Origin of the sequence: Actinocatenispora sera, assembly GCF_018324685.1 — a bacterium.
In the GTDB taxonomy this organism is placed as follows: Bacteria; Actinomycetota; Actinomycetes; order Mycobacteriales; family Micromonosporaceae; genus Actinocatenispora; species Actinocatenispora sera.
Genome location: NZ_AP023354.1, coordinates 6,823,042 through 6,843,213, shown reverse-complemented (window position 1 = coordinate 6,843,213; position 20,172 = coordinate 6,823,042). Strand labels below are relative to the sequence as shown.

General features: G+C 72.3%; 19 protein-coding genes and 1 other RNA gene. 14 read left to right on the top strand and 6 right to left on the bottom strand.

Features of this window, described 5'->3' with window-relative positions:
• The first annotated feature begins 87 nt into the window (after window positions 1-87).
• Window positions 88-2,355, top strand: coding sequence for an ABC transporter permease (locus Asera_RS32150; protein ID WP_051802975.1), 2,268 nt, complete (start codon window positions 88-90; stop codon window positions 2,353-2,355).
• 55 nt (window positions 2,356-2,410) lie between these two features.
• Here Asera_RS32150 and Asera_RS32145 read toward each other — a convergent pair whose 3' ends face one another.
• Together Asera_RS32145 and Asera_RS32140 are read right to left on the bottom strand one after the other, a co-directional pair.
• Entirely contained in the window at window positions 2,411-2,959 is a 549-nt protein-coding gene (locus tag Asera_RS32145; RefSeq protein ID WP_030449381.1) for an Rv3235 family protein, read from the bottom strand.
• A gap of 198 nt (window positions 2,960-3,157) precedes the next feature.
• Window positions 3,158-3,388 carry a helix-turn-helix domain-containing protein gene (locus Asera_RS32140; protein WP_030449380.1) on the bottom strand — a complete coding sequence of 77 codons (231 nt, stop codon included), beginning with the start codon at window positions 3,386-3,388 and terminating at the stop codon, window positions 3,158-3,160.
• A gap of 322 nt (window positions 3,389-3,710) precedes the next feature.
• Between Asera_RS32140 and Asera_RS32135 the strand changes: the two genes are divergently transcribed.
• On the top strand, window positions 3,711-4,217 hold the full coding sequence (locus Asera_RS32135) for a DUF6912 family protein (protein ID WP_030449379.1): 507 nt from the start codon (window positions 3,711-3,713) through the stop codon (window positions 4,215-4,217).
• Between the two features lie 26 nt (window positions 4,218-4,243).
• On the opposite strand, the gene Asera_RS32130 is transcribed toward Asera_RS32135, so the two are convergent.
• Window positions 4,244-5,938: a hypothetical protein gene (locus Asera_RS32130; protein ID WP_157035154.1), complete on the bottom strand. Its 1,695-nt coding sequence runs from the start codon at window positions 5,936-5,938 to the stop codon at window positions 4,244-4,246.
• A 335-nt stretch (window positions 5,939-6,273) separates the two neighbouring features.
• Here Asera_RS32130 and pruA point away from each other — a divergent pair, with 335 nt between their 5' ends.
• Window positions 6,274-7,905: an L-glutamate gamma-semialdehyde dehydrogenase gene (gene pruA, locus Asera_RS32125; protein WP_030449377.1), complete on the top strand. Its 1,632-nt coding sequence runs from the start codon at window positions 6,274-6,276 to the stop codon at window positions 7,903-7,905.
• 59 nt (window positions 7,906-7,964) lie between these two features.
• Here pruA and Asera_RS32120 read toward each other — a convergent pair whose 3' ends face one another.
• Window positions 7,965-8,528: a TetR/AcrR family transcriptional regulator gene (locus tag Asera_RS32120; protein WP_157035153.1), complete on the bottom strand. Its 564-nt coding sequence runs from the start codon at window positions 8,526-8,528 to the stop codon at window positions 7,965-7,967.
• Window positions 8,529-8,584: 56 nt separating this feature from the next.
• On the opposite strand from Asera_RS32120, the gene Asera_RS32115 reads away from it, so the two are divergent.
• From Asera_RS32115 to ssrA, 10 genes are all read left to right on the top strand, one after another.
• Window positions 8,585-9,118: an SRPBCC family protein gene (locus Asera_RS32115; RefSeq protein ID WP_035298546.1), complete on the top strand. Its 534-nt coding sequence runs from the start codon at window positions 8,585-8,587 to the stop codon at window positions 9,116-9,118.
• Window positions 9,119-9,149: 31 nt separating this feature from the next.
• Window positions 9,150-9,944 carry a tryptophan 2,3-dioxygenase gene (locus Asera_RS32110; RefSeq protein WP_030449374.1) on the top strand — a complete coding sequence of 265 codons (795 nt, stop codon included), beginning with the start codon at window positions 9,150-9,152 and terminating at the stop codon, window positions 9,942-9,944.
• A gap of 141 nt (window positions 9,945-10,085) precedes the next feature.
• Window positions 10,086-11,519, top strand: coding sequence for a serine/threonine-protein kinase (locus tag Asera_RS32105; protein WP_051802974.1), 1,434 nt, complete (start codon window positions 10,086-10,088; stop codon window positions 11,517-11,519).
• 238 nt (window positions 11,520-11,757) lie between these two features.
• A complete protein-coding gene (locus Asera_RS32100) occupies window positions 11,758-12,273 on the top strand; it encodes a PadR family transcriptional regulator (protein ID WP_030449372.1) in 516 nt (171 codons plus the stop codon).
• A gap of 92 nt (window positions 12,274-12,365) precedes the next feature.
• Window positions 12,366-13,478: a peptide chain release factor 2 gene (gene prfB, locus Asera_RS32095; RefSeq protein WP_030449371.1), complete on the top strand. Its 1,113-nt coding sequence runs from the start codon at window positions 12,366-12,368 to the stop codon at window positions 13,476-13,478.
• A gap of 361 nt (window positions 13,479-13,839) precedes the next feature.
• A complete protein-coding gene (gene ftsE / locus Asera_RS32090) occupies window positions 13,840-14,520 on the top strand; it encodes a cell division ATP-binding protein FtsE (RefSeq protein ID WP_030449370.1) in 681 nt (226 codons plus the stop codon).
• 57 nt (window positions 14,521-14,577) lie between these two features.
• A complete protein-coding gene (gene ftsX / locus Asera_RS32085) occupies window positions 14,578-15,459 on the top strand; it encodes a permease-like cell division protein FtsX (RefSeq protein ID WP_030449369.1) in 882 nt (293 codons plus the stop codon).
• Between the two features lie 218 nt (window positions 15,460-15,677).
• The gene (smpB, locus tag Asera_RS32080) at window positions 15,678-16,157 is read left to right on the top strand and encodes an SsrA-binding protein SmpB (RefSeq protein ID WP_030449368.1); all 480 of its coding nucleotides are present in this window, start codon (window positions 15,678-15,680) and stop codon (window positions 16,155-16,157) included.
• 50 nt (window positions 16,158-16,207) lie between these two features.
• Entirely contained in the window at window positions 16,208-16,750 is a 543-nt protein-coding gene (locus Asera_RS32075) for a Uma2 family endonuclease (protein WP_051802973.1), read from the top strand.
• A gap of 59 nt (window positions 16,751-16,809) precedes the next feature.
• Window positions 16,810-17,181, top strand: a transfer-messenger RNA (tmRNA) gene (gene ssrA / locus Asera_RS32070).
• A gap of 323 nt (window positions 17,182-17,504) precedes the next feature.
• Here the strand turns inward: ssrA and Asera_RS32065 are convergent.
• Complete coding sequence (locus tag Asera_RS32065) at window positions 17,505-18,755, bottom strand: C39 family peptidase (protein WP_030449366.1); 1,251 nt, start codon at window positions 18,753-18,755, stop codon at window positions 17,505-17,507.
• Window positions 18,756-18,935: 180 nt separating this feature from the next.
• On the opposite strand from Asera_RS32065, the gene Asera_RS32060 reads away from it, so the two are divergent.
• Complete coding sequence (locus Asera_RS32060) at window positions 18,936-19,361, top strand: hypothetical protein (protein ID WP_030449365.1); 426 nt, start codon at window positions 18,936-18,938, stop codon at window positions 19,359-19,361.
• An 81-nt stretch (window positions 19,362-19,442) separates the two neighbouring features.
• On the opposite strand, the gene Asera_RS32055 is transcribed toward Asera_RS32060, so the two are convergent.
• The gene (locus Asera_RS32055; protein WP_030449364.1) at window positions 19,443-20,102 is read right to left on the bottom strand and encodes a DedA family protein; all 660 of its coding nucleotides are present in this window, start codon (window positions 20,100-20,102) and stop codon (window positions 19,443-19,445) included.
• Window positions 20,103-20,172: the final 70 nt, after the last annotated feature.

The window sequence follows — 20,172 nt, the reverse complement described above, 5'->3', positions numbered from 1 at the left end:
GGCTGCTCGGGTCGGCCCCGGCGGTGAGCTCGATGGTCGAGCCGGTGCCGGCCGCGCAGGTCGGCGTTCCGGCGGGGAGGCACGTTCGTGAGTGACGCGCAGTCGTCCCGGGTGTACGCCGCGCGCAGCACCACCGGCATCCGTCGCCCGCTGTTCGGCGGCCCGGTGCCGGTGGCCGACGAGGCCGAGGACGACCGCGCGGAACGTACCGTCCGGCTGCGGCCCGAGCCGCCGGCGAACCGCGAACCGCGCCGCCCGTCGCCGCGGCGACGGACGAGCCCCGGTGCGGACCGCGCGAGCGGTGCCGACGCCGCGGCTCGAACGGACAGCGCCGAAGCGGCACCGCGACCGCGCGGGGCGGAGCGCATCGGTACCGGGACGCGCGCCGACCCGGGTTCGGGCGGCCGTCGCTCGGTCGACCGCCCAGGTACCCCGTCCCCGTACCGCAACGCGGCGGGACGGCACGGCCGGGACGAGGCGGCGGAATCCCGGGGTCGCCACGGCCGGGACGGAGCACCGGACTCCCGGCACGGGCACGACCGGGACGAGGCACCGGAGGCGCCGGGACGGCACGGCCGACCGGAGCCGGATTCGGGGACCGGCCCGGAGGCCACGACCTCGCGCCACGGCGTCGAGTCGGCGGCCCCGGCCGGCCGGCGCGGTGCGCCGTCACCCGCACCAGTATCCCGGCACGGCGTCGAGCCGGTCGCGGCACGGCACGGCGTCGAGCCGGAGGCCGCACCGGCAGCGCGACACGGGGCGGCCGCGGTGCCCCGGCGCGGCACCGACCAGGACTCCGCTGCAGCCCGGTACGGAACCGAGCCGGTCTCGGCCGCGCCGGTGTCCACGGCGCCCCGGCACGGTACCGACCGGGATTCTGCCGCAGCCCGGTACGGGGCCGAGCCGGTCTCGGCCGCGCCGGTGTCCCCGGCGCCCCGGCACGGGGCCGAGCCGGTCGCCACTGCACCGCCCCGACACGGCGCCGAACCGGCGCCGGCCGCGCCGGCGTCCCCGGCGCCCCGCCATGGTGATTCCGACGCCGTGCCCGGATCGCCGGCGCCGCGGCACGGCGGCCCCGATGCGGCCCCCGCTGCGGCGCGCCACGGTGCCGCCGACGCCGCGCCGGTGTCCCGCCACGGCGGGTCCGAGGCAGCGCCGGTGTCCCCCGCGCCGCGGCACGGCACCGGGGCCCCGGTCGCCGCCTCCCAGGGCGCGGACGAGCCGGCGGCGCGGCCCGAGCTGGCGGGACGGCCCGAGCTGGCGGGACGGCCCGAGCTGGCGGGACGGCCCGAGCTGGCGGGACGGCGTGGCCCGGCGGCCCGGCACGGTGCCGAACCGGTGGCGGAACCCGGCACGTACCGGAGCGGGTCGGCGCGGCACGACCCGGCCCCCCGCGATCCGGCACCCGTGTCGCCGGCACCGCGTGGTGCGGCACGGCGGGAACCGGCCGGACGCGGCGGTACGGCGGTTCGGACGGCCGGAGCGCCGCATACGGTGGCGGACGACGAGCCGGTCGGCAACTTCGAGCCCGGCGCGCACCGCCGGGAACCGCGGCTGGTCGCCGAGCTGCGCGTGATCGGCATGGTGGTCCGCCGCGAGCTGAAGAAGTACCTGCGCTCCAAGGCGAAGATCCTCTCCAGCTTCGTCCAGCCGTTCTTCTTCCTGCTGATCTTCGGGTACGGGATGCGCACGCTGGTGCGCACCACCGGCGGCGTGAGCTTCGAGGCGTTCGTGTTCCCGGGCGTGATCGCGATGACCGTGCTGGGCCGGTCGCTGCTGTCCGCGGTGACGATCGTGCAGGACCGCGAGTTCGGGTTCCTGCGCGAGATGTTGGTGTCGCCGGCGAGCCGCGTCTCGATCGTGCTCGGTGCGATCCTCGGCGGGGCGCTGATCTCCACCGTGCAGGCGGTCCTGCTGTTCCTGGGTGCGCCGATCATGGGACTGTTTCCCGGGCCGGGGACGATCCTGGCGGTGCTCGCGGGTACCGGGCTGATGGCGGTGGAGGTGACCGCGCTCGGCGTGGCGCTGGCGACGTTCATCGCCAAGCCGCACAGCTTCACCGCGGTGACGCAGGCCCTCACGTACCCGATGCTGGTGCTGTCCGGCGCGCTGGTGCCGCTGGCCGGGCTGCCGTCTTGGGTCGGCCGGATCGCCACGTTCAACCTGTTCACCTATCCGGTCGACGCGATCCGGCGGCTGCTGATCGGCTCGAACGTCCGCGCCGACCAGGGTGCGCTGACCGGCCTGGTGCTGTTCGGCCACCGGATGAGCGTGACCGACGAGCTGGCCCTGACCGGCGGCTGCACGCTGTTCTTCGTACTGCTCGCGGCGTGGCGCTTCGCCCGGGTCACCTGACCGGCCGGGCTCGGCCGCAACGCGCGGCCGGTCGGCCGGCGTGCCGCGCACCGGCTCACCAGACGCCCTGGAAGTCGGCGCAGCGCCAGGCGCCGTCGATGTGCACCAGGCGCAGCGCGACCGCGAAAACCTCGTCCCGGTCGAGGTCGGTGAGCAGTACGACGACCTCGGCGCGGCCCGGCAGCTGTTCGATGACGTGCAGCCGGAACAGCCGGAGCCGCCGCTTCGGATCCGGGGAGATCTGGGTGAGCTGGCGCGCCGCGGCCGGGGTGGCCGGGCCGGCGAGCTGACTGGCGGGACGCCGGCCGGCCAGCACCTCGAGGTACCCGTTGATCAGCACCCAGGCGGCCCGCTGCGCGCCGGGCGGGTACTCGGTCGGGTCGGTGTCGTCGCTGTCGTCGGGGGCCGGCGACCAGGTCAGCGGCAGTTCGGTGCCGACGGCGGACAGCCGGGGACGCTCCCAGTACGGGTCGGGGTCGGGCTCGGGCTCGGTGTCCGGTGGCGACAGCACGTGCAGCGTGCCGTCGTCGTCCTCGACGAGCCGCGGGTACGGGCCGGCGGGGATCGGCTCGCGGAGGGGGCCGGCGGGAAGCGGAGTCGCCATGGGGATGTCTCCGATGCCAGAGCGGGCGAATGTCTTCGTTTGCCTTCGATTGCTTCCGTTCTCTTGGGATAGCTATACACGCCCGAAGGAAGACGCGCCCGCCTCCGCGGCTGACGAGTATGTGACAGACGGCGACTGTCGCGGCCGCAGAGCGCTGCTCCGCGGTCCCCAGCTACTCCGTAGCGGCGGTCCCCGGCGCTACTCCGTGGCGTCGCGGGCGAGCAGCGGGTTGTCGGCCACCCAGGCCGCGGTCTCGGCGTACTTGCGCTCGATGAACTCCTCGAGCTTGGCCCGCTCGACCCGCCACTGGCCGCGGCCGCCGATCTTGATGGCCGCCAGATCCCCGCTGCGCACCAGGTGGTACACCTGTGACTCGGTGACGTTCAGCTCGTCGGCGACGTCGGCGAGCGGCAGGAAACGAGACGACATTCGTCGACTCCCGTCGTGGGCTGGCGGCCGGCGGCGGTGCGTTCGTTTGCCGCCGTTTGCTTGTACCGTAGCCTTACGTGTTGGAGCACGACAGACGGCCGGGCCGCGTTGGCCCCCTTCGCCCGCTGGCGGCATCGCCGGTCGGGTCCGCGAGCCGCCCACCCGGCGGACGAGCGGGTCCGATGGAGCGCATGCGACCGGTATGCCCTCGCACCCCGCCTCGCCGGTGAGCGAATGGACCTCGGCGCGACTCGGCCACTGTCGCGCGTCAAGCCGGTGGGCCCGCCGGGCGGCCGGTCGGCGAGGAAGGATGTGCAACCACGTGTCCGAGGCATCGGTACGGGTCTACCTGCCGGCGACGTTGCCGCTGCTCGGCCGGCTGCATGCGGACGGCGCGTTGCGCGTCGTCGCCGGCCAGGCGGTCACCGGCACGCTGCGTGAGTGGTACGCGGAGGGCGACGACGAGGAGCTGGAGTACGTCGCGTTCACCCGGGCCGCACAGGCCGCGCTGGCACTGCTGGCGGCCGACCCGGCAGCGCCGCGTCGCCGGGCGGTGGTCTCAGTCGACCTGCCGGCGTCGCAGGCGCTCCCGGCGAGCACCGAACTCGGTGACAGCGAGGTCACGGTGACCGGTTCGGTACCGCTGGCGGCGGTCGCGGCGCTGCACGTCGACGGTGCGGATGCCGAGCCGGCGGTGGCGGCCGCAGCGGACGCGATCCTGGCGGCGGCCAGCGGCGACGGGGATGCCCAGTTCACCGTGGACGGCGCCGAGGACCACGAACTGGAGTGGTACGACGTGTCGGAGCTCGCCGACCTCGTCGCCAGCTGATCGACCCGGCGCCCCGGATCCTCGGCTCAGGTGCGGGCGCGCCGGCGGTTGCCGGTCGGCTTGCCGCTGCGCGTGGGCGACGCACTCTCGGGAGTCGCCGCGCCGTCGCCGCCGCCGGTCGCGCCCTCGGCCTCGGTGGCACCCGGGGCGTCGCCCGGCGTCGATCCAGCGGCGTCCTTCCTCGTGCCCGTACCGCTGGCGCCCTTGGCCGTGCCCGCGCCCTTGCGCCCGGCGCCCTGACCGGCGGGCCTGCTCGCGGCGCTCCTACCCGCTGCGTCGGTCTTGCGCCCGGCGGTGCTCTTACCGGCTGCGGCGGCCTTGCTCGCGGCGCTCGCACCGGGCTTGCTCGCGGCGCTCTTACCGTCTGCGGCAGCCTTGCTCGCGACGGATCCCTCGCCGTCCGCGCTGGGCTTGCCGCCGGCGGGATTCTCGCCACCGGTGGCTTCCCTGCTCGCGGCCGCCGTGCTCGCGGCCTTGCTCGTGCCGGCCTTGGTTGTGTCGGCCTTGGTTGTGCCGGCCTTTCCGGGTGTCGTGGCGGCGGGGCCCTTGCTGCCGGTCGACGTCGTGCCGGTGGCCGGGTCGCTGGCTGCGGCGCGGTCGATCTCGGCGGCGCGGCGCTCCTCCCGGACCGCCCACTCCGGCTTGCCGGTGGGGCGCTTCGCGGGGCGCGGGCGGCGCGGGCCGCGGGTCCGGCCGTACAGCACCAGGGCGACGATCGCGCCGGCGAACAGCAGCGCCAGGCCGCCGTTGAGCTGGTACATGCCGGCGATGTGGAAGGCGAGCTGATCGCCGAGATCGAGGCCGCCGGCACTGCTGATCAGCTGACGGTCGAACACCCAGGTCAGCGCCAAGCCGACGAGCGTGAACACACCGGCGGTGGCACCGGCCCCGATGGTGCTGGCGATGCGCAGGCGGTTGCCGGTGCGCCGCGCGTACAGGTGGATCGCGACGCCGGCCACGACCCCGGCGACGACGAAGCTGACCAGCGCCAGCGTGGACTGCGCGCTGGCGTACTTCTCGATCGTGCCTTCGCCGCCGAACAGCCTGGTCAGCGGCGTGATGAAGACGCTGCGCAAGGCCAGCACGGCGAGCACGACCAGGGTGCCCAGGACGCCGGCGCCGACCATCAGGCCGGGCCGGAGCGCGGCCGCGGCGCCGCCGAGCAGCGCGCTGATCGCGATGCTGGTGCCGACGAGCAGCCGGTCGCCGCTGCGCAGGTCAGCCTCCAGCAGGTACGCGGCTCCGCCGGCCACCACGCCGGCGACCAGCCCGCCGAGCACGGCCAGCAGGGTACGGCGGGCGACCCGGCCGACCAGCGCGGTGCCGTCGTGGCCGGCGAAGGCGCGGACCGCGGCGAGGCCGGCGGCGTTGCCGAGCATCAGCCCGGCGAACAGGATCGAGGACAGGAAGGTGGCCACCTGGATCGCGGCGACCGCCGGATCACCGGCGGCGCGGACCAGGATGTGCTCACCGCGCAGCATCATCGCGAACAGCAGGATCGCGACGACCAGCAGGATCAGCGTGGAACGCAGGCCCGGCTCGGGGAGCTTGGCGGCCTTCGAGGCGGGCGTCGAACCGGGCCGGGAGCCAGACTTCGAACCGGGCCGGGAGCCGGGCTTCGAACCGGGCCGGGCGGCAGGCTTCGAACCGGACCGAGAGGTGGGCTTCGGATCCGGTCGAGTGGCGGGCCTCGAATCGGGCCCGGAGGCGCGCTTGGTCATGCTGTCCTGGTCCCTCCGCCCGGTACGCCCGACGGGTGCCCAGCCTACGCCGGCCGCCGGGAGGCCCTCCGGCAGCGGCGACCGGGTGACCGGCGGCACAGCCCGGACGTACGGTAGGGGTCGAATCGCCCGGTGCGACCGGGCGGGATCAGAAGAACCGGAGGTCACCGGGCTGCGCCGCCGACGTATCCCAGGTGCCGTGACAGTATTGAACCGACGTTCCGCGGGTCCCGGCCGACCGGGACAGGATCAGGTGGAACGACGAGGTCCGTACGGGCCTCGCGCGTGCCGGCCGGGCACGCACTCGCCAGCGTCGCCGAGTGAAGGTGTGGGAGATGGACTCGCTCTTTCAGGTACCCGAGCCGAGCAACGAGCCGGTGCACCCGTACGCACCGGGCAGCGCCGAGCGCGACAGGCTCACCCGCCGGCTGGCCGAGCTGGCCGCCGACAAGGTCGAGCTGACCATGACCATCGCCGGCGAACAGCGGATGGCCGCCGGCGACCGGTTCTCCGTGGTGCAGCCGCACAAGCACGCGCACGTACTGGGGGAGAGCGCCCAGGCCAGCAACGACGACGTGGCCGCGGCGGTGGCGGCCGCCAAGGCGGCCGCGCCCGCCTGGCAGGCCCTGCCGTACGAGGAGCGGGCTGCGGTGTTCCTGCGCGCCGCCGACCTGCTCGCCGGCCCGTGGCGGGAGACGATCAACGCGGCGACCATGCTCGGCCAGTCCAAGAGCATCCAGCAGGCCGAGATCGACGCGGCCTGCGAGCTGATCGACTTCCTCCGGTTCAACGCGCACTTCGGCGCGTTCATCCTGGGCGAGCAGCCGCGCAGCGTGCCGGGCGAGTGGAACCGGTTCGACCACCGGCCGTTGGACGGGTTCGTCACGGCGATCACCCCGTTCAACTTCACCGCGATCGCCGGTAACCTGCCGACCGCGCCGGCGCTGATGGGCAACACGGTGGTGTGGAAGCCGACGCCGACCCAGCAGCTCGCCGCGCACTACACGATGCGGATCTTCGAGCAGGCCGGGCTTCCGGCCGGGGTGATCAACCTGGTCACCGGCGACGGGCAGGCGGTCAGCGAGGTGGCGCTGACCGACCCGGAGCTGGGCGGGGTGCACTTCACCGGCTCCACCCGTACCTTCCAGCACCTGTGGCGCACCGTCGCCGGCAACATCGAGCGCTACCGCGCGTACCCGCGGCTGGTCGGCGAGACCGGCGGCAAGGACTTCGTGATCGTGCACCCGAGCTGGGACGACCAGGAGGCGTTGACGGTCGCGCTGGTCCGCGGCGCCTTCGAGTACCAGGGGCAGAAGTGCTCGGCGGCGTCCCGGGCGTACGTGCCGCGGTCGATCTGGCAGGGCGGGCTGCGCGACAAGGTGGTGGCGACCACCGGCGAGCTGAAGTACGGCGACGTGACGGACCTGTCGAACTTCGGCGGCGCGGTGATCGACCGCCGGGCGTACGACAAGCTCGTCGCGGCGATCGAGCGGGCCAAGGCGACCGACTCCTGCACGATCGTGGCCGGCGGCGGGTACGACGACAGCGAGGGCTTCTTCGTCCAGCCGACCGTGGTGGAGTGCACCGACCCGACCGACGAGGTGTTCAGCACCGAGTACTTCGGGCCGTTCATCGCGATCCACGTGTACGACGATGCCGACTTCGAGCAGGTCACCCGGCAGGCCGCGGACGCCTCGCCGTACGCGCTGACCGGCGCCGTGTTCGCCACCGATCGCCGGGTGATCACCTGGGCGAGCGAGGTGCTGCGGTTCTCCGCCGGCAACTTCTACGTCAACGACAAGCCGACCGGCTCGATCGTGTCCCGGCAGCCGTTCGGCGGCTCCCGCGCCTCCGGCACCAACGACAAGGCCGGGTCCTGGCAGAACCTGGTGCGCTGGGTGTCGCCGCGGGCGATCAAGGAGACGTTCGTCCCGGTGCACGACTGGCGCTACCCGCACATGGGCTGACCCGGATCGATCGAGCGGGGGAGAGGGCTGCGGCTCTCTCCCCCTTCGCGTGTTCGGGGTCAGGGCTGCTCGCGGTGCAGCACCTGGTGCAGGAAGGACAGGTAGCCGGGTCGGTCGGCGTCGGGAAGTAGGGCGCCGGCGGTGGCCCGCTGGGCCTGGAGGAGCCCGATGTAGGCGGTGTACCCGAGCACCGCACGGAACCGTGCCTCCTGCTCCGGGCAGCCGGCCTGCCGGTACGCGGCGGCGATGAAGTCGACCCGGCGCGCGGTCACGGCCGCGAGTACCGGTGCGACGGCGGGGTGGTCGGCGTGCGCGAGCAGCGCCAGTTCGGCCCGGTTCGCAGTGGTTCGGCCGATGGTGGCGGCGAGCAGCGCGTCGAGCCGCCGCTGCGGGTCGGCGATCGGTTCCAGTTCGCGGATCACCGCCTCGGTGTGCTGGTCCGCCCAGTGCGCCAGGGCCGCATCGATCAGCGCGTCCCGGTTGGCGAAGTGCCAGTAGAAGCTGCCCTTGGTGGTACCGAGCCGGGCCGCGATCGGCTCGACCGCGACCGCGGCGAGCCCGCCGTCGGCGAGGGCGGTGAGCGCCGCGTCGGCCCAGTCGGTACGTGTCAGGTTCCTTCTCATCGCCTCCATACGCTAGCGTATGGTTCGACCATACGGTGGCGTACGGAGGTGGCACGATGCTCGACCGGATACGCAACTGGGGTGGTACCGCCGCGGAGGTCGCTCGGTGCTACCCGGGCGAGGACTACCTGCCCGGGCCGGTCGAGCGGCTGACCAGAGCGGTGACGGTGGACGCGCCGGCGCCGGTCACCTGGCGCTGGGTGTGCCAGCTCGCCGTCGCGCCCTACTCGTACGACTGGCTGGACAACTGGGGCCGGCGCAGCCCGAGGGAGCTGACGCCGGGCGCCGACGACCTGCGGGTCGGCCAGCGGCTGATGGTGTTCGAACTGCGCGAGATCGAACCCGGGCACAGATTCTCCGGCCGCGGTTTCCCGGCGGCGGAGCGCCTGTTCGGCCGGCTCGCCGGCACCTACGCGGTCGAGCCGATCGACCCGCACCGGTCCCGGCTGCTCTGCCGGCTCGTACTCGCCCGCCGCCGCGGCCCCGCCCGCGCCCTGTCCCTCGCCCTCGCCGGCGGCGACCTGATCATGATGCGCAAACAGCTACTAACCCTCAAAACCCACGCGGAACGGCACGCGCTGTTGCGGTGACCCACACCGCCACGCGGTAGCGTGCGCGAATGTGACGCACACCCACGACACCCACTTCGGCGAACAGGGCGGCCTGCTGACCTACGGCAGCTACCTCCGCCTGCCCGAGCTGCTCGACCAGCAGCGACCGCAGACCGACCCGGCCGCGCACGACGAGCTGCTGTTCATCACCGTGCACCAGGCGTACGAGCTGTGGTTCAAGCTGGCGCTGCACGAGCTCACCGACGCCCGCGACCGGCTGCTCGCCGGCGAGACGTACCTGCCCCGGGTACGGCTGGAGCGCTGCCGCGCGATCGGCCGGCTCGCGGTGCAGCAGGTCGACGTGATCGACACCATGACCCCGCAGGACTTCCTGGAGTTCCGCACCGTGCTCGCGCCGGCGTCGGGGTTCCAGTCGGTCCAGTTCCGCGAGATCGAGTTCCTGTCCGGGCTCAAGGACCCGGGCTACATCGAGCGGTTCCGCGGCCTGACCCCGGACCAGCGCAGCGACCTGCTGCGCCGGCTCGAGGAGCCGAGCCTGTGGGACGGCTTCCTGCGGGTGCTGGCCGCGGCCGGGTTCTCGGTGGACACCGCCGAGCAACGCTTCACCGCATACGAGACGATCGCCCGGGACCGCGCCCGGTTCGGCCCGCTGTGGGACCTGGCCGAGGCGCTGGTCGAGCACGACCAGGTGTGGGCGCTGTGGCGGGCCCGGCACGTGCTGATGGTGGAGCGCCAGATCGGCACCAAGACGGGTACCGGCGGCAGCTCCGGCTCGCACTACCTGCGCTCTCGGGTGGAGATGCGCTTCTACCCCGAGCTGTGGGAGTTGCGCAGCCGCCTCTGACCGGGCCGGCACCCGCCGCGTCGACGGCCGCCGGAGCCCATCCGGCGGCCCTGCTCCCGGGTTTGTGCCACCCCTCGGCTCGACCCCGCCACGGCGGCTGACAAGCCCCTAGCGTGATGGCTCGAGTCAAGTGGAGGGGCCATGACGAGGATCCTGGAGCAGCGGTACGAGCTGGAGGCGGAGATCGCGTCCGGCGCCGCCGGCACCGTGTGGCGCGCGCGGGACCTCACCACCGGTACGCCGGTGGCGGTCAAGCTGCTGCACCCCTCGGCCGCCGCGCAGCCCGACGTGGTCGAGGCGTTCGGTGAGGAGGCCCGGGTCCTCGGCGAGGTGCGGCACCCCGGCGTGGTCCGCGCGCACGAGTTCCTGCACACCGTGGACGGGTCGTACGCGCTGGTGATGGACCTGGTGGCCGGGCGCGACCTGCGCCGGCTGCTGATCGCCGACGGCCCGCTCGCGCCGGCGGCCGCCGCCTCGGTGCTGGCGCAGGTCGCCGCGGCGATCTCGGCCGTGCACGCGGCCGGTGTCGTGCACGGCGACGTCAAGCCGGGCAACATCCTGGTCCCCGAGCCGCCCGGTACCGACGGGGTTCGGTTGGTGGACTTCGGTGTGGCGCAACGGATGCAGCGTCCCGTCGGGGCCACGCACGCCACCCCGGAGTACGTCGCCCCGGAGGTGGTGGCGGGTCAGCCGCCAATGCCGGCCAGCGACGTCTATGGCATCGGCATCGTGGCGTACGAGGCGCTGTCGGGCCGCAGCCCGTTCCGTGGCGGCAGCGTCGACGAGGTGCTGCGCCGGCACCACGGCTGGACCGTCGTGCAGCTGCCCGGGGTGCCGGAACCGTTGTGGGACTTGATCAACCGTTGCCTGGAGCTCGACCCGGCGATGCGCCCGACCGCCGGTGAGCTGAGTGTGCGGCTGGCCGAGCTGGAGCCGGCACTGGTCGGGCTGCCGCCGGTGGCGCTGGCGCCGGACAGCCCCACGCTGCAGCCCCGGGGCGACCGGGAGCCCACCAATGGCGGCTTCGTCAGCCTGGACAGCCTGCTCGGGTCGGCCCCGGCGGCGAGTTCGATGGTCGAGCCGGTGCCGGCCGAACCGACGCCGATCGAGCCGGTACGGTCGGGCCCGGTGCCGGTCGCCGCGCCGGCCGAGGCCGCGCCGTGGCAGGCCGATCGCGAGCCGGCGGCCGGCGGCAGCCGGGCCAAGCTGCTGGTCGGCGTGGCGGCCGGGGTGGTGCTGGTGGCACTGCTCGCGATCGGCGGCTGGCTGCTCGTGGGTGGTGGCGGCCAGCAGCCGACACCGCCGGCGGCAGACCCGAGGCACCCGTCGGCCTCGACGCCCGCCCAGCACCATCACCGGTCGGTGAGCCCGCCGCCGTCGTCACCCAGCGCGACGCCCGGTGGCGGCGGTGCCCAGGCCGACGGCGGGGACGGCGCGGCGCCGGGTGATCAGGGCGACGGTACCGACGGGGGCACCGGTACCGACGGGGGCGATGGCACCGGATCCGGTGGCACCGCGGGCAATCCGCCCGGCATCGGCGGGCCGATGCCGACGATGGGTGCTTTCGGCAACTGAGAGCGACGGCGGTGGCGAGCACGGAACCGTTGCGCGGTAAGGCGGCGCCGGTCGGGACACCGACCGGCGCCGCACTCGTCTGCGGACCCGGCTGGCTGGTTCGCCCATCCGCGCCCGCCGTGGCTGGGCTGCCGTCCGGTCGACCCACTGTCCAGTTGCGACCGTCCCGGCCGGACAGTACACAATGGATCGACGAAAAGTCTGGATTTCACTGCGACGAGGTGGCAGCGTAATGGCTATGGCGGATTCTGGTCTCAACGCGACGGCGGCGGCCCTGCTGGGGCTGCTGCACGAGGGCCCGATGACGGGCGGGCAGTTGATGGCGGCGGCGGAGCGCAAGCTCGGCCCGTTCTGGTCGATGACCCGAAGCCAGGTCTACCGGGAGTTGCCCGCGCTGGCCGACGCCGGCCTGGTGCGGATGGGAAAGCCGGGCCCGCGGGCCAGCCAGCCCTACACGATCTCCGCTGCCGGCAAGCGGGCGTTCGCCCGCTGGCTGTCCGAGCCGGTGGGGCGCGACCAACTGCGCAACCCGGTCATCCTGCGGGTGGCGTTCGGCAAGTTGCACAGCGGCCAGCAGCTCGCCGAGCTGTACTCGCAGGCCGAGGCGCAGCACACCCAGGCGCTGTCGGCGGCGCGGGAGCAGGCCAAGCAGGCCGCGGCCGACGGCGACGAGTACGGCGCGGCGGCGCTCAACTTCGCCGTCTCGTACCACCGCGCGGCGCTGACCTGGCTGAAGAACGCTCCCCGGGGCTGAGAGGTCCCGCCAGGACCTCCTCCGGCCGGTGCGAACCGGGGCGCGGCGGGCGAGCAGACGAAGCGTCGACCCGCCGCGTACCCTTGGCAGACGTGACGATCCAGGACCTCGCCGACGAGCTGCGCCGCCTCGACCAGACCCTGTCCGGCATCGAGAAGGTGCTCGACATCGACCGGCTGCGCCGGGAGAAGGCGGAGCTGGAGACGCAGGCCGCGGCGCCGGACCTGTGGGACGACCAGGAGGCCGCGCAGCAGGTCACCTCCCGCCTGTCGTACGTGCAGGGGGAGCTGGCCCGGCTGGAGAGCCTCCGGTCGCGGGTGGACGACGCCGGCGTGCTGCTGGAGCTGGCCGAGGCGGAGGACGACGCGGGCAGCGTCGCCGAGGTCGAGGCCGAGGTGACCCGGCTGCGCAAGTCGGTCGACGAGCTCGAGGTGCGCACCCTGCTGTCCGGTGAGTACGACCAGCGTGAGGCGCTGGTGACCATCCGCGCCGGCGCGGGCGGGGTGGACGCGGCCGACTTCGCCGAGATGCTGCTCCGGATGTACCTGCGCTGGGCCGAGCGGCACCACTACGGCACCGAGGTGTACGACACGTCCTACGCCGAGGAGGCCGGCCTCAAGTCGGCGACCTTCCAGGTCAAGTCGCCGTACGCGTACGGGACGCTGTCGGTGGAGGCGGGCACGCACCGGCTGGTGCGGATCAGCCCGTTCGACAACCAGGGCCGCCGGCAGACCAGTTTCGCCGCGGTCGAGGTGGTCCCGGTGGTGGAGAAGACCGACGAGATCGAGATCCCGGAGGACGACATCCGGGTGGATGTGTACCGTTCGTCCGGTCCGGGTGGTCAGGGTGTGAACACCACCGACTCGGCCGTGCGGATCACGCACATCCCCACCGGCATCGTCGTGACCTGCCAGAACGAGCGGTCCCAGATCCAGAACCGGGCCTCGGCGATGGCGATCCTGTCGGCGAAGCTGCTCGCGCTCAAGCAGGAGGAGGAGCGCGCCAAGATCGACGAGCTGCGCGGTGACGTGGCCGGCTCCTGGGGCGACCAGATGCGGTCGTACGTGCTGCATCCGTACCAGATGGTCAAGGACCTGCGCACCACGCACGAGACCGGCAACCCGCAGGCGGTGTTCGACGGCGACATCGACGCGTTCATCGAGGCCGGCATCCGCTGGCGCCGGGAGCAGCAGCCGGTCGGCTAGCCCTTTCGTGTTCATCCAGCGCGCCGGTGCTCACTCCGGGGAGTGAGCACCGCGCGTTGCTACGCCGCGCCGTACCGCAAAGAAGGTAACTTTCTGTGTGGGCGACCTCCCCAGTCGTCCACGGCCCGGGACGCTGTTGGTCGGTGGCGGACGGGCGAAACCCCTCGGGCCCGTCGTGTTTCCGGTCGCGACGGGCCCAGCCCGTGCCGGACGAACCGCCCACAATGGCGTGATTCGCGGCACGCTACCGGGCGAATTTCGAGGTAAGAGCCACTGAAACGGCGGCCACCGATGCAGGTACCGGACGAAGTACCCTGCCTGCCCCCGCCGGCACTTGTCGCTCCGCGTAAACTTCCGACCCGTGATTCAGCTGGAGAACGTCACCAAGACCTACCCGCGGGCGACGCGACCCTCGCTGGAGGGTGCCAGCGCCTTCATCGAGAAGGGTGAGTTCGTCTTCTTCATCGGGCCGACCGGCTCCGGGAAGACCACGATCATCAGGCTGTTGCTGCGGGAGGAGACCCCCACCTCCGGTCGGGTGGTCGTCAACGGCCGCGACGTGGCGAACATGCACTCCTGGAAGGTGCCGGCGTTTCGCCGGTCCATCGGGTGCGTGTTCCAGGACTTCCGGCTGTTGCCGAACCGCACCGCGGCGGAGAACGTCGCGTTCGCGCTGGAGGTCATCGGCAAGTCGCGGACCGTCGCGCGACGCGTGGTGCCCGAGGTCCTGGAGCTGGTCGGCCTGGGCGGCAAGGAGAACCGGTACCCACACCAGCTGTCCGGCGGTGAGCAGCAGCGCGTGGCGATCGCCCGGGCGTTCGTGAACCGTCCGCTGGTACTGCTGGCCGACGAGCCGACGGGAAACCTCGACCCGGACACCAGTATCGAGATCATGCGGCTGCTGGACCGGATCAACCGCACCGGTACCACCATCGTGATGGTCACCCACGACTCCAACATCGTGAACCAGATGCGTCGTCGGGTCATCGAGATCGACACCGGCCGGATCGTGCGGGACCAGCCGCGCGGCGTCTACGGCTGACCGGGTCGCAAGACTCCCGTCCGAGATAGAGCGCGGCTCACCACCGGAAGGAAGCAGATGCGCGCGAAGTACGTCCTGTCCGAGGTCTTCCTCGGACTGTGGCGCAACGTCACGATGACGATCGCCATGATCATCACGATGGCGGTGTCGCTGTCGATGCTGGGCGCCAGCCTCCTGCTGTACTGGAAGGTCCAGGACATGCAGGACTACTTCAATACGAAGGTGGAGATGTCGGTCTTCCTGAAGACCGGCTTCACGCAGGACCAGAAGCAGCAGCTGCAGACCGAGCTGAACAACGACAACCGGGTCGCGAAGCTTCAGTTCGAGAGCCAGAACCAGGCCTACCAGCGCTTCCGGACCGAGTTCAAGGACGCCAAGGACCTCGTCGACTCCACCAAGCCGGAGGCGCTGCCGGCGTCGTTCCGGGTCAAGCTGAAGGACCCGCACCAGTACGCCGCGGTCCAGGCCGACTACAAGGGCAAGCCCGGCGTCGAGTCGATCGTCAACCAGCAACAGACGCTGGACAAGATCTTCTCCGTCCTCAACGGCATCCAGAACCTGGCCCTGGTGGTGGCCATCGTGCAAGGGTTGGCGGCGCTCCTGCTGGTGGCGAACACCATCCAGGTCGCCGCGTACTCGAGACGCCGCGAGGTCGGCATCATGAAATTGGTCGGCGCGTCGAACTGGTTCATCCAGCTACCGTTCGTGCTGGAGGCGGTGTTCGCCGGTCTGATCGGCGCCATCATCTCGTTCGTGGTGCTGGCCGTGGCCAAGGCGTTCCTGCTGGACAAGACGTTGTCGGGGATCTTCACCGCCGGCATCATCCCGCCGATCAGCTGGAACGACATCCTGCTGACGTTGCCGCTGCTGCTGCTCGTCGCCGCGGTGATCAGCGCCGTCACGGGTTGGGTCACGCTGCGGTTCCGACTGCGCACCTGACCTCGGCGTGTTCGCGGATCCCGCCCCGGCCGGGTCCCGGACACGCACGTTCGACCGGTACCGGCCGGGCGACCCACCGTGGGCCGCCCGGCCGGTTCGTGTCCGGCGGAAACTCCTTGGACGCGGCGGGTGGCCGGTCCCGTACCATGGGCGCTCGGTCGGGCAACAGAGGTGCCGGCGGGACGTCCCGGCGGAACCTCTCGGTGAGTGGAGGAACGGTGCCACGGGAACAGGGGCGCAAGCTCGTCGCGTCGAACAAGCGGGCCCGGCACGACTACGCCATCCTCGACACGTACGAGGCGGGCATGGTGCTGACCGGCACCGAGGTCAAGTCGCTGCGGGCCGGCCGCGCCTCGCTGACCGACGCGTTCGCGCACCTCGACCGCGGTGAGGTCTGGCTGTACGGACTGCATGTCCCGGAGTACGTCAACGGCTCGTGGACCAACCACGCGCCGCGGCGCACCCGCAAGCTGCTGCTCAACCGGCGCGAGATCGACAAGATCGCCGGCAAGCTGGCCGAGTCCGGGGTCACCCTGGTGCCGCTGTCGGTCTACTTCAACAACGGGTACGCCAAGGTCGAGCTCGGCCTCGCCCGCGGCAAGAAGACCTGGGACAAGCGGCAGGACCTCGCCAAGCGCGACGCCGACCGCGAGATCGCCCGCGTCATGGGCCGCCGCCGCAAGGGCATGACGGCCTGATCCGGCCCGTTGCGCGGCTACGCTAGGTTCTGCCGCGGAAGGAGGCTGTCATGACCGCGCAACCCGTACCCGTCGACAACGACGAGCTGCTCCGTTTCATCGCCGAAGCGCCCCACGACGGCCATCGGTACGAGATCGACAACGGAGAGTTGATCGTTACCCCACCGGCCAGCGGCCGCCACCAGAACTTCGGCTCCAGCCTCTACGACCTGGTCCGACCTGCGCTCCCTAACGGTTGGGCGTTGCGCTACGAATTCGGGCTGTCGATCGGAGGCCGGCAGGCAGTCCCCGATCTGGTGGTGTTCGACCATGAGCCGCCGGATACCGACGAGCTCTATCCGTTGATCCGGCCACGGCTCGTGGTCGAGATCGAGTCGATCTCCACTCGGCGCCGCGATCGGGTCAGCAAGCCCGAGTGGTACGCGCGGGGCGGAGCCGACGCGTACTGGCGGATCGAGGCGGACGAGACGGTGCACGTGCACACCGATCCGACCAGCGAGGGGCTGTGGAACGAGGTTCGGGTGATTCGGCCCGGCTCGGAGCTGGCGATCGAGAAGCCGTTCCCGATCGTGCTGCGCAGCCCGATCCGCTGAGCGATACCGGGAAGACAACCGGGGCGGCCGGGCGTTAAGATCGATGTACAACTCAACAGGGGGGTGACTGGTTTCGACTTCGTACGTCGAGCCAGGGGAAGCGGGCTGAGGAAGCCGACGTCGTCTCATTAATCGGTCGTCGGAAACCAAAAAGCGCCAACTCTAAGCGCGCTGACTTCGCTCTCGCCGCCTGAGGCGACAGCAAGTCTGTCGGTCCGGAAGTGCCTTCGGTCCGGTAGCCGGCATCAGCTAGAGGGCTCGCTGTCCGAGTTCGGCCGCGGAACTCGGACGGGACTTTTACAGCGGCTGGGCCTGTCACATCGTCTCGCTCGCGTGATCGATGGGGCCAAGTAGAGGCATAGCGAGCTGCGCCCGGAGAAGCCCTGGCAACACAGCGAAGGACCCGGGTTCAATTCCCGGCACCTCCACTCGTCGGATGGGCGGACTGTGCTCGCGCTTTGCGCTTGCCGGTCCGCCTCGTCATGCTTTGCGGGGGCGCGGCCCCCGCACCCCGCGCCGGAGGGGCTTCGCCCCCCGGCACCCCCCTCACTCGCTGAGGTGCTGCCCGCGCTTGGGTGCTTCGCTTCGCTCGCTGACCTTGCCCGCTGCGGGTGCTTCGCTTCGCTCGCTGACGTGAACCCGCCTCCGGCGGGAGGGCGCTTCGCTTCGCTCGCTGGGCTGCGGGTGGCCCTTCGCTTCGCTCGTTGAGCTTGCCCGCTGTGGGCGCTCTGCTTCGCTCGCGGAGCGCGGGGGGTTACCAGTTGGGTTGGGTGGGGGATGGGGGGAGGGGCGTGGTGGGGGTGTGGATGACGTAGGTGGTGCCGCCGGAGGTGGTGAGCCAGGCGGACTCGAACTCGGGGCGGCCGACGGTCTTTCGGACGGCGGAGTCGGTGGGGGAGTACGGGTCGTTGAGGACCGGGCTGCCGTCGGCGGCGAAGCCGGCGAGGACCATCAGATGGCCGTTGGTGCCGTAGTCGAGCCCGGGAATCTCCCCCCTCTTGAACGACGCTGACAGCACCAGCGGGATGCCGGCCTGGATGAACAGCTCCGCCTCGGCCAGCGACCGCAGCCGGGTCACGAACGACGACAGCCCGCCGAACCGGGCCGCGTACGCGGTGTTGAACGGCCAGTTCCCGCACCCGGTGTACCGGTAGTCGTAGACGTTGCGGGCGGCGTGGTCGACCCACGGGTCCGCGTAGCCCGGGTCCACCCAGGCGTAGTCGTCGGGCGTGGGTCCGGTGCCCCAGTACGCGACGACCATCGACGTCGAGGTCGGGCTGCACCAGGCCTCGCCGCCGCCGTCCCACTGCGGGTACTGGCCGGAGTGGATCTCCTGCGAGTACTGCGGCACGTCCAGGACGGTGCCGGCCGCCGCACCCGGCTCGCTCGCGGTGGGTTTGCTGCTGGGCAGGGCGGACGCCACCGCGCCGATCGACCGCACCGCCGGCGCGTCGGTGCTGCCGGTGGGCCGGTACAGGGTGAGGCGCAGCTGCCAGCTGGCGAGCGTCACGCCCGATGCGGCGACGAACGTGTCGACGTCGACGTCCCCGGTGGCATCGGACTGGCCGCCGACCGAGGTGCGGTGCAGCGACGTGTCGTCGGCGCACCACCGGCCCAGCACGTACCAGCCGGTGTTCGGGCCGCGCACCTCGACCTGCAGCCAGCTGCCGCCCGGCGTGTCGGCGTTCCAGGAGCCGATCAGCTGGGTGAGCCCGAAGCCGGGGTCGACCGACGGCGACGTCCACTGGCCGTACTCGTAGGTCGCGGTCCCGCCGTACGGGTCGGTGTAGTCGACGGTGCCGATCGGCTCGGCAAGCACGACCGCGCCGCCGTTGACCGTGGTGCCGGCTGCGGTGCCCGCGCCCAGGTCGGTACCGGACCAGGCGTGGTAAGCGATGTTGCGGGTGTCGGAGCGGGGCTTGTGGCCAGCCGCGTACGCCGGTTCGGCGCCGACGACGCCGAGCGCGAGTGCGGCACCACCGGCCAGAACGGTCCGTCGCTTCATCGGCACTTTCCTCCGCCCAGAAATGATGCTTTGGAATATTTGCACCAAACGGTAGCGGATCGCGTCGTTGCTGACCAGAGGTCGGCGCACCGCCCCTCGGATTTTTTACAATGCATGATTGTGTAAACTCGTTCGCATGGGTGAGACATCGAGCGATCGCGCGCCGATCGGCGGCCGGTCGTGAGCGGGCTGGCGGCGCTCGGCGTCGCGGCGACGTTCACCTGGCTGGGCATGGTGCTCGCGATCTCGTTCCTGGAGGCGCCGCTGAAGTTCCGGGCGCCGGACGTGACGCTGCGGATCGGCCTCGGCATCGGCCGGCTCGTGTTCCGCGCGCTGAACGTCGCCGAGGCCGCGTTCGCGGTGCTGGTCCTGGTCGCGGCCGGGTTCGGTGGCCTGCCGGTGCCGGCGGTCGCGCTGCTGGTGGCGGCTGCGATACTGCTGGTCGCGCAGCTGGCGCTGGTCCGCCCGCGGCTGACCCGCCGCTCGAACGCCGTACTGGCCGGTGCGGACGTCCCCCGCTCGCACGCGCACTACGCGTACGTCGCGCTGGAGTCGGCGAAGGTGATCGCGCTGCTGGTCGGCGGGGCCCTCACCTTGGCCGGCTGAGCCGGGCCGGGCCGGACGCGCGGCGGGGATCCCCGCCGTCCGCGCCTGGGTCCTGGCGGCAAGGCCGGCGCGACGCTCCGCTCAGTCGCGGCGGGCGGGAGCGAGCGGCTCGGCGGGCTCGTGGTCCGGCTCGGTGGCGGCGATCGACCGGGCCCGGTGCCGCACCACCAACGCGGTCACCACCCCGCCGAGCACCACGACGCCCAGCAGCGCCCAGGAGAAGTCCTTCAGCCAGCGCTCCGCGGCCCGGCCGAGGAAGTAGATGACCGCCGTCGTGCCGCCCGCCCAGAACACCCCGCCGCCGGCGTTGGCCAGCAGGAACTTCCAGTACGGCATGCGCAGCGAGCCGGCGATCGGGCCGGCCAGGATGCGCAGCAAAGCGACGAACCGGCCGAAGAACACCGCCCACACGCCGTGCCGGTGGAACGTGCGCCGGGCGCGGTCGACCTTCTCCGGGCCGAGGTGCTTCGGGAAGCGCAGGCCGAGGCGGTCGAACACCGCCTGCCCGCCGCGCCGACCGATCCAGTACCCGATCGAGTCTCCGATGATCGCGCCGGCCGCGGCGGCGATCCCGACGCCCCACGGCGAGACGGCGCCGGTGGCGGCCAGCAGCGACGCGCTGACCAGCGCCACCTCGCCGGGCAGCGGAATGCCCATCGACTCGATGCCGATGACCGCCAGCAGCAGCAGGTACACGGCGATCGGGGGGATCGTGCCGAGCCACGCCTCCACACCGTGCACCGCCGCACCTCCGGTCCGTAGCCCTCCGGTGCGCCGCCGCCCTCCGCTCGACCGAGCGGGCCGGCGACCA

What these genes read in the sequence shown, in the direction of transcription:
- Asera_RS32140 (WP_030449380.1), bottom strand. Translation starts at nt 3,388, where the DNA reads ATGTCGTCTCGTTTCCTGCCGCTCGCCGACGTCGCCGACGAGCTGAAC.
- Asera_RS32120 (WP_157035153.1), bottom strand. Translation starts at nt 8,528, where the DNA reads ATGAGAAGGAACCTGACACGTACCGACTGGGCCGACGCGGCGCTCACC.
- Asera_RS32065 (WP_030449366.1), bottom strand. Translation starts at nt 18,755, where the DNA reads ATGAAGCGACGGACCGTTCTGGCCGGTGGTGCCGCACTCGCGCTCGGC.
- Asera_RS32100 (WP_030449372.1), top strand. Translation starts at nt 11,758, where the DNA reads ATGGCGGATTCTGGTCTCAACGCGACGGCGGCGGCCCTGCTGGGGCTG.
- Asera_RS32075 (WP_051802973.1), top strand. Translation starts at nt 16,208, where the DNA reads ATGACCGCGCAACCCGTACCCGTCGACAACGACGAGCTGCTCCGTTTC.
- Asera_RS32130 (WP_157035154.1), bottom strand. Translation starts at nt 5,938, where the DNA reads ATGACCAAGCGCGCCTCCGGGCCCGATTCGAGGCCCGCCACTCGACCG.
- Asera_RS32105 (WP_051802974.1), top strand. Translation starts at nt 10,086, where the DNA reads ATGACGAGGATCCTGGAGCAGCGGTACGAGCTGGAGGCGGAGATCGCG.
- Asera_RS32115 (WP_035298546.1), top strand. Translation starts at nt 8,585, where the DNA reads ATGCTCGACCGGATACGCAACTGGGGTGGTACCGCCGCGGAGGTCGCT.
- Asera_RS32145 (WP_030449381.1), bottom strand. Translation starts at nt 2,959, where the DNA reads ATGGCGACTCCGCTTCCCGCCGGCCCCCTCCGCGAGCCGATCCCCGCC.
- pruA (WP_030449377.1), top strand. Translation starts at nt 6,274, where the DNA reads ATGGACTCGCTCTTTCAGGTACCCGAGCCGAGCAACGAGCCGGTGCAC.
- ftsX (WP_030449369.1), top strand. Translation starts at nt 14,578, where the DNA reads ATGCGCGCGAAGTACGTCCTGTCCGAGGTCTTCCTCGGACTGTGGCGC.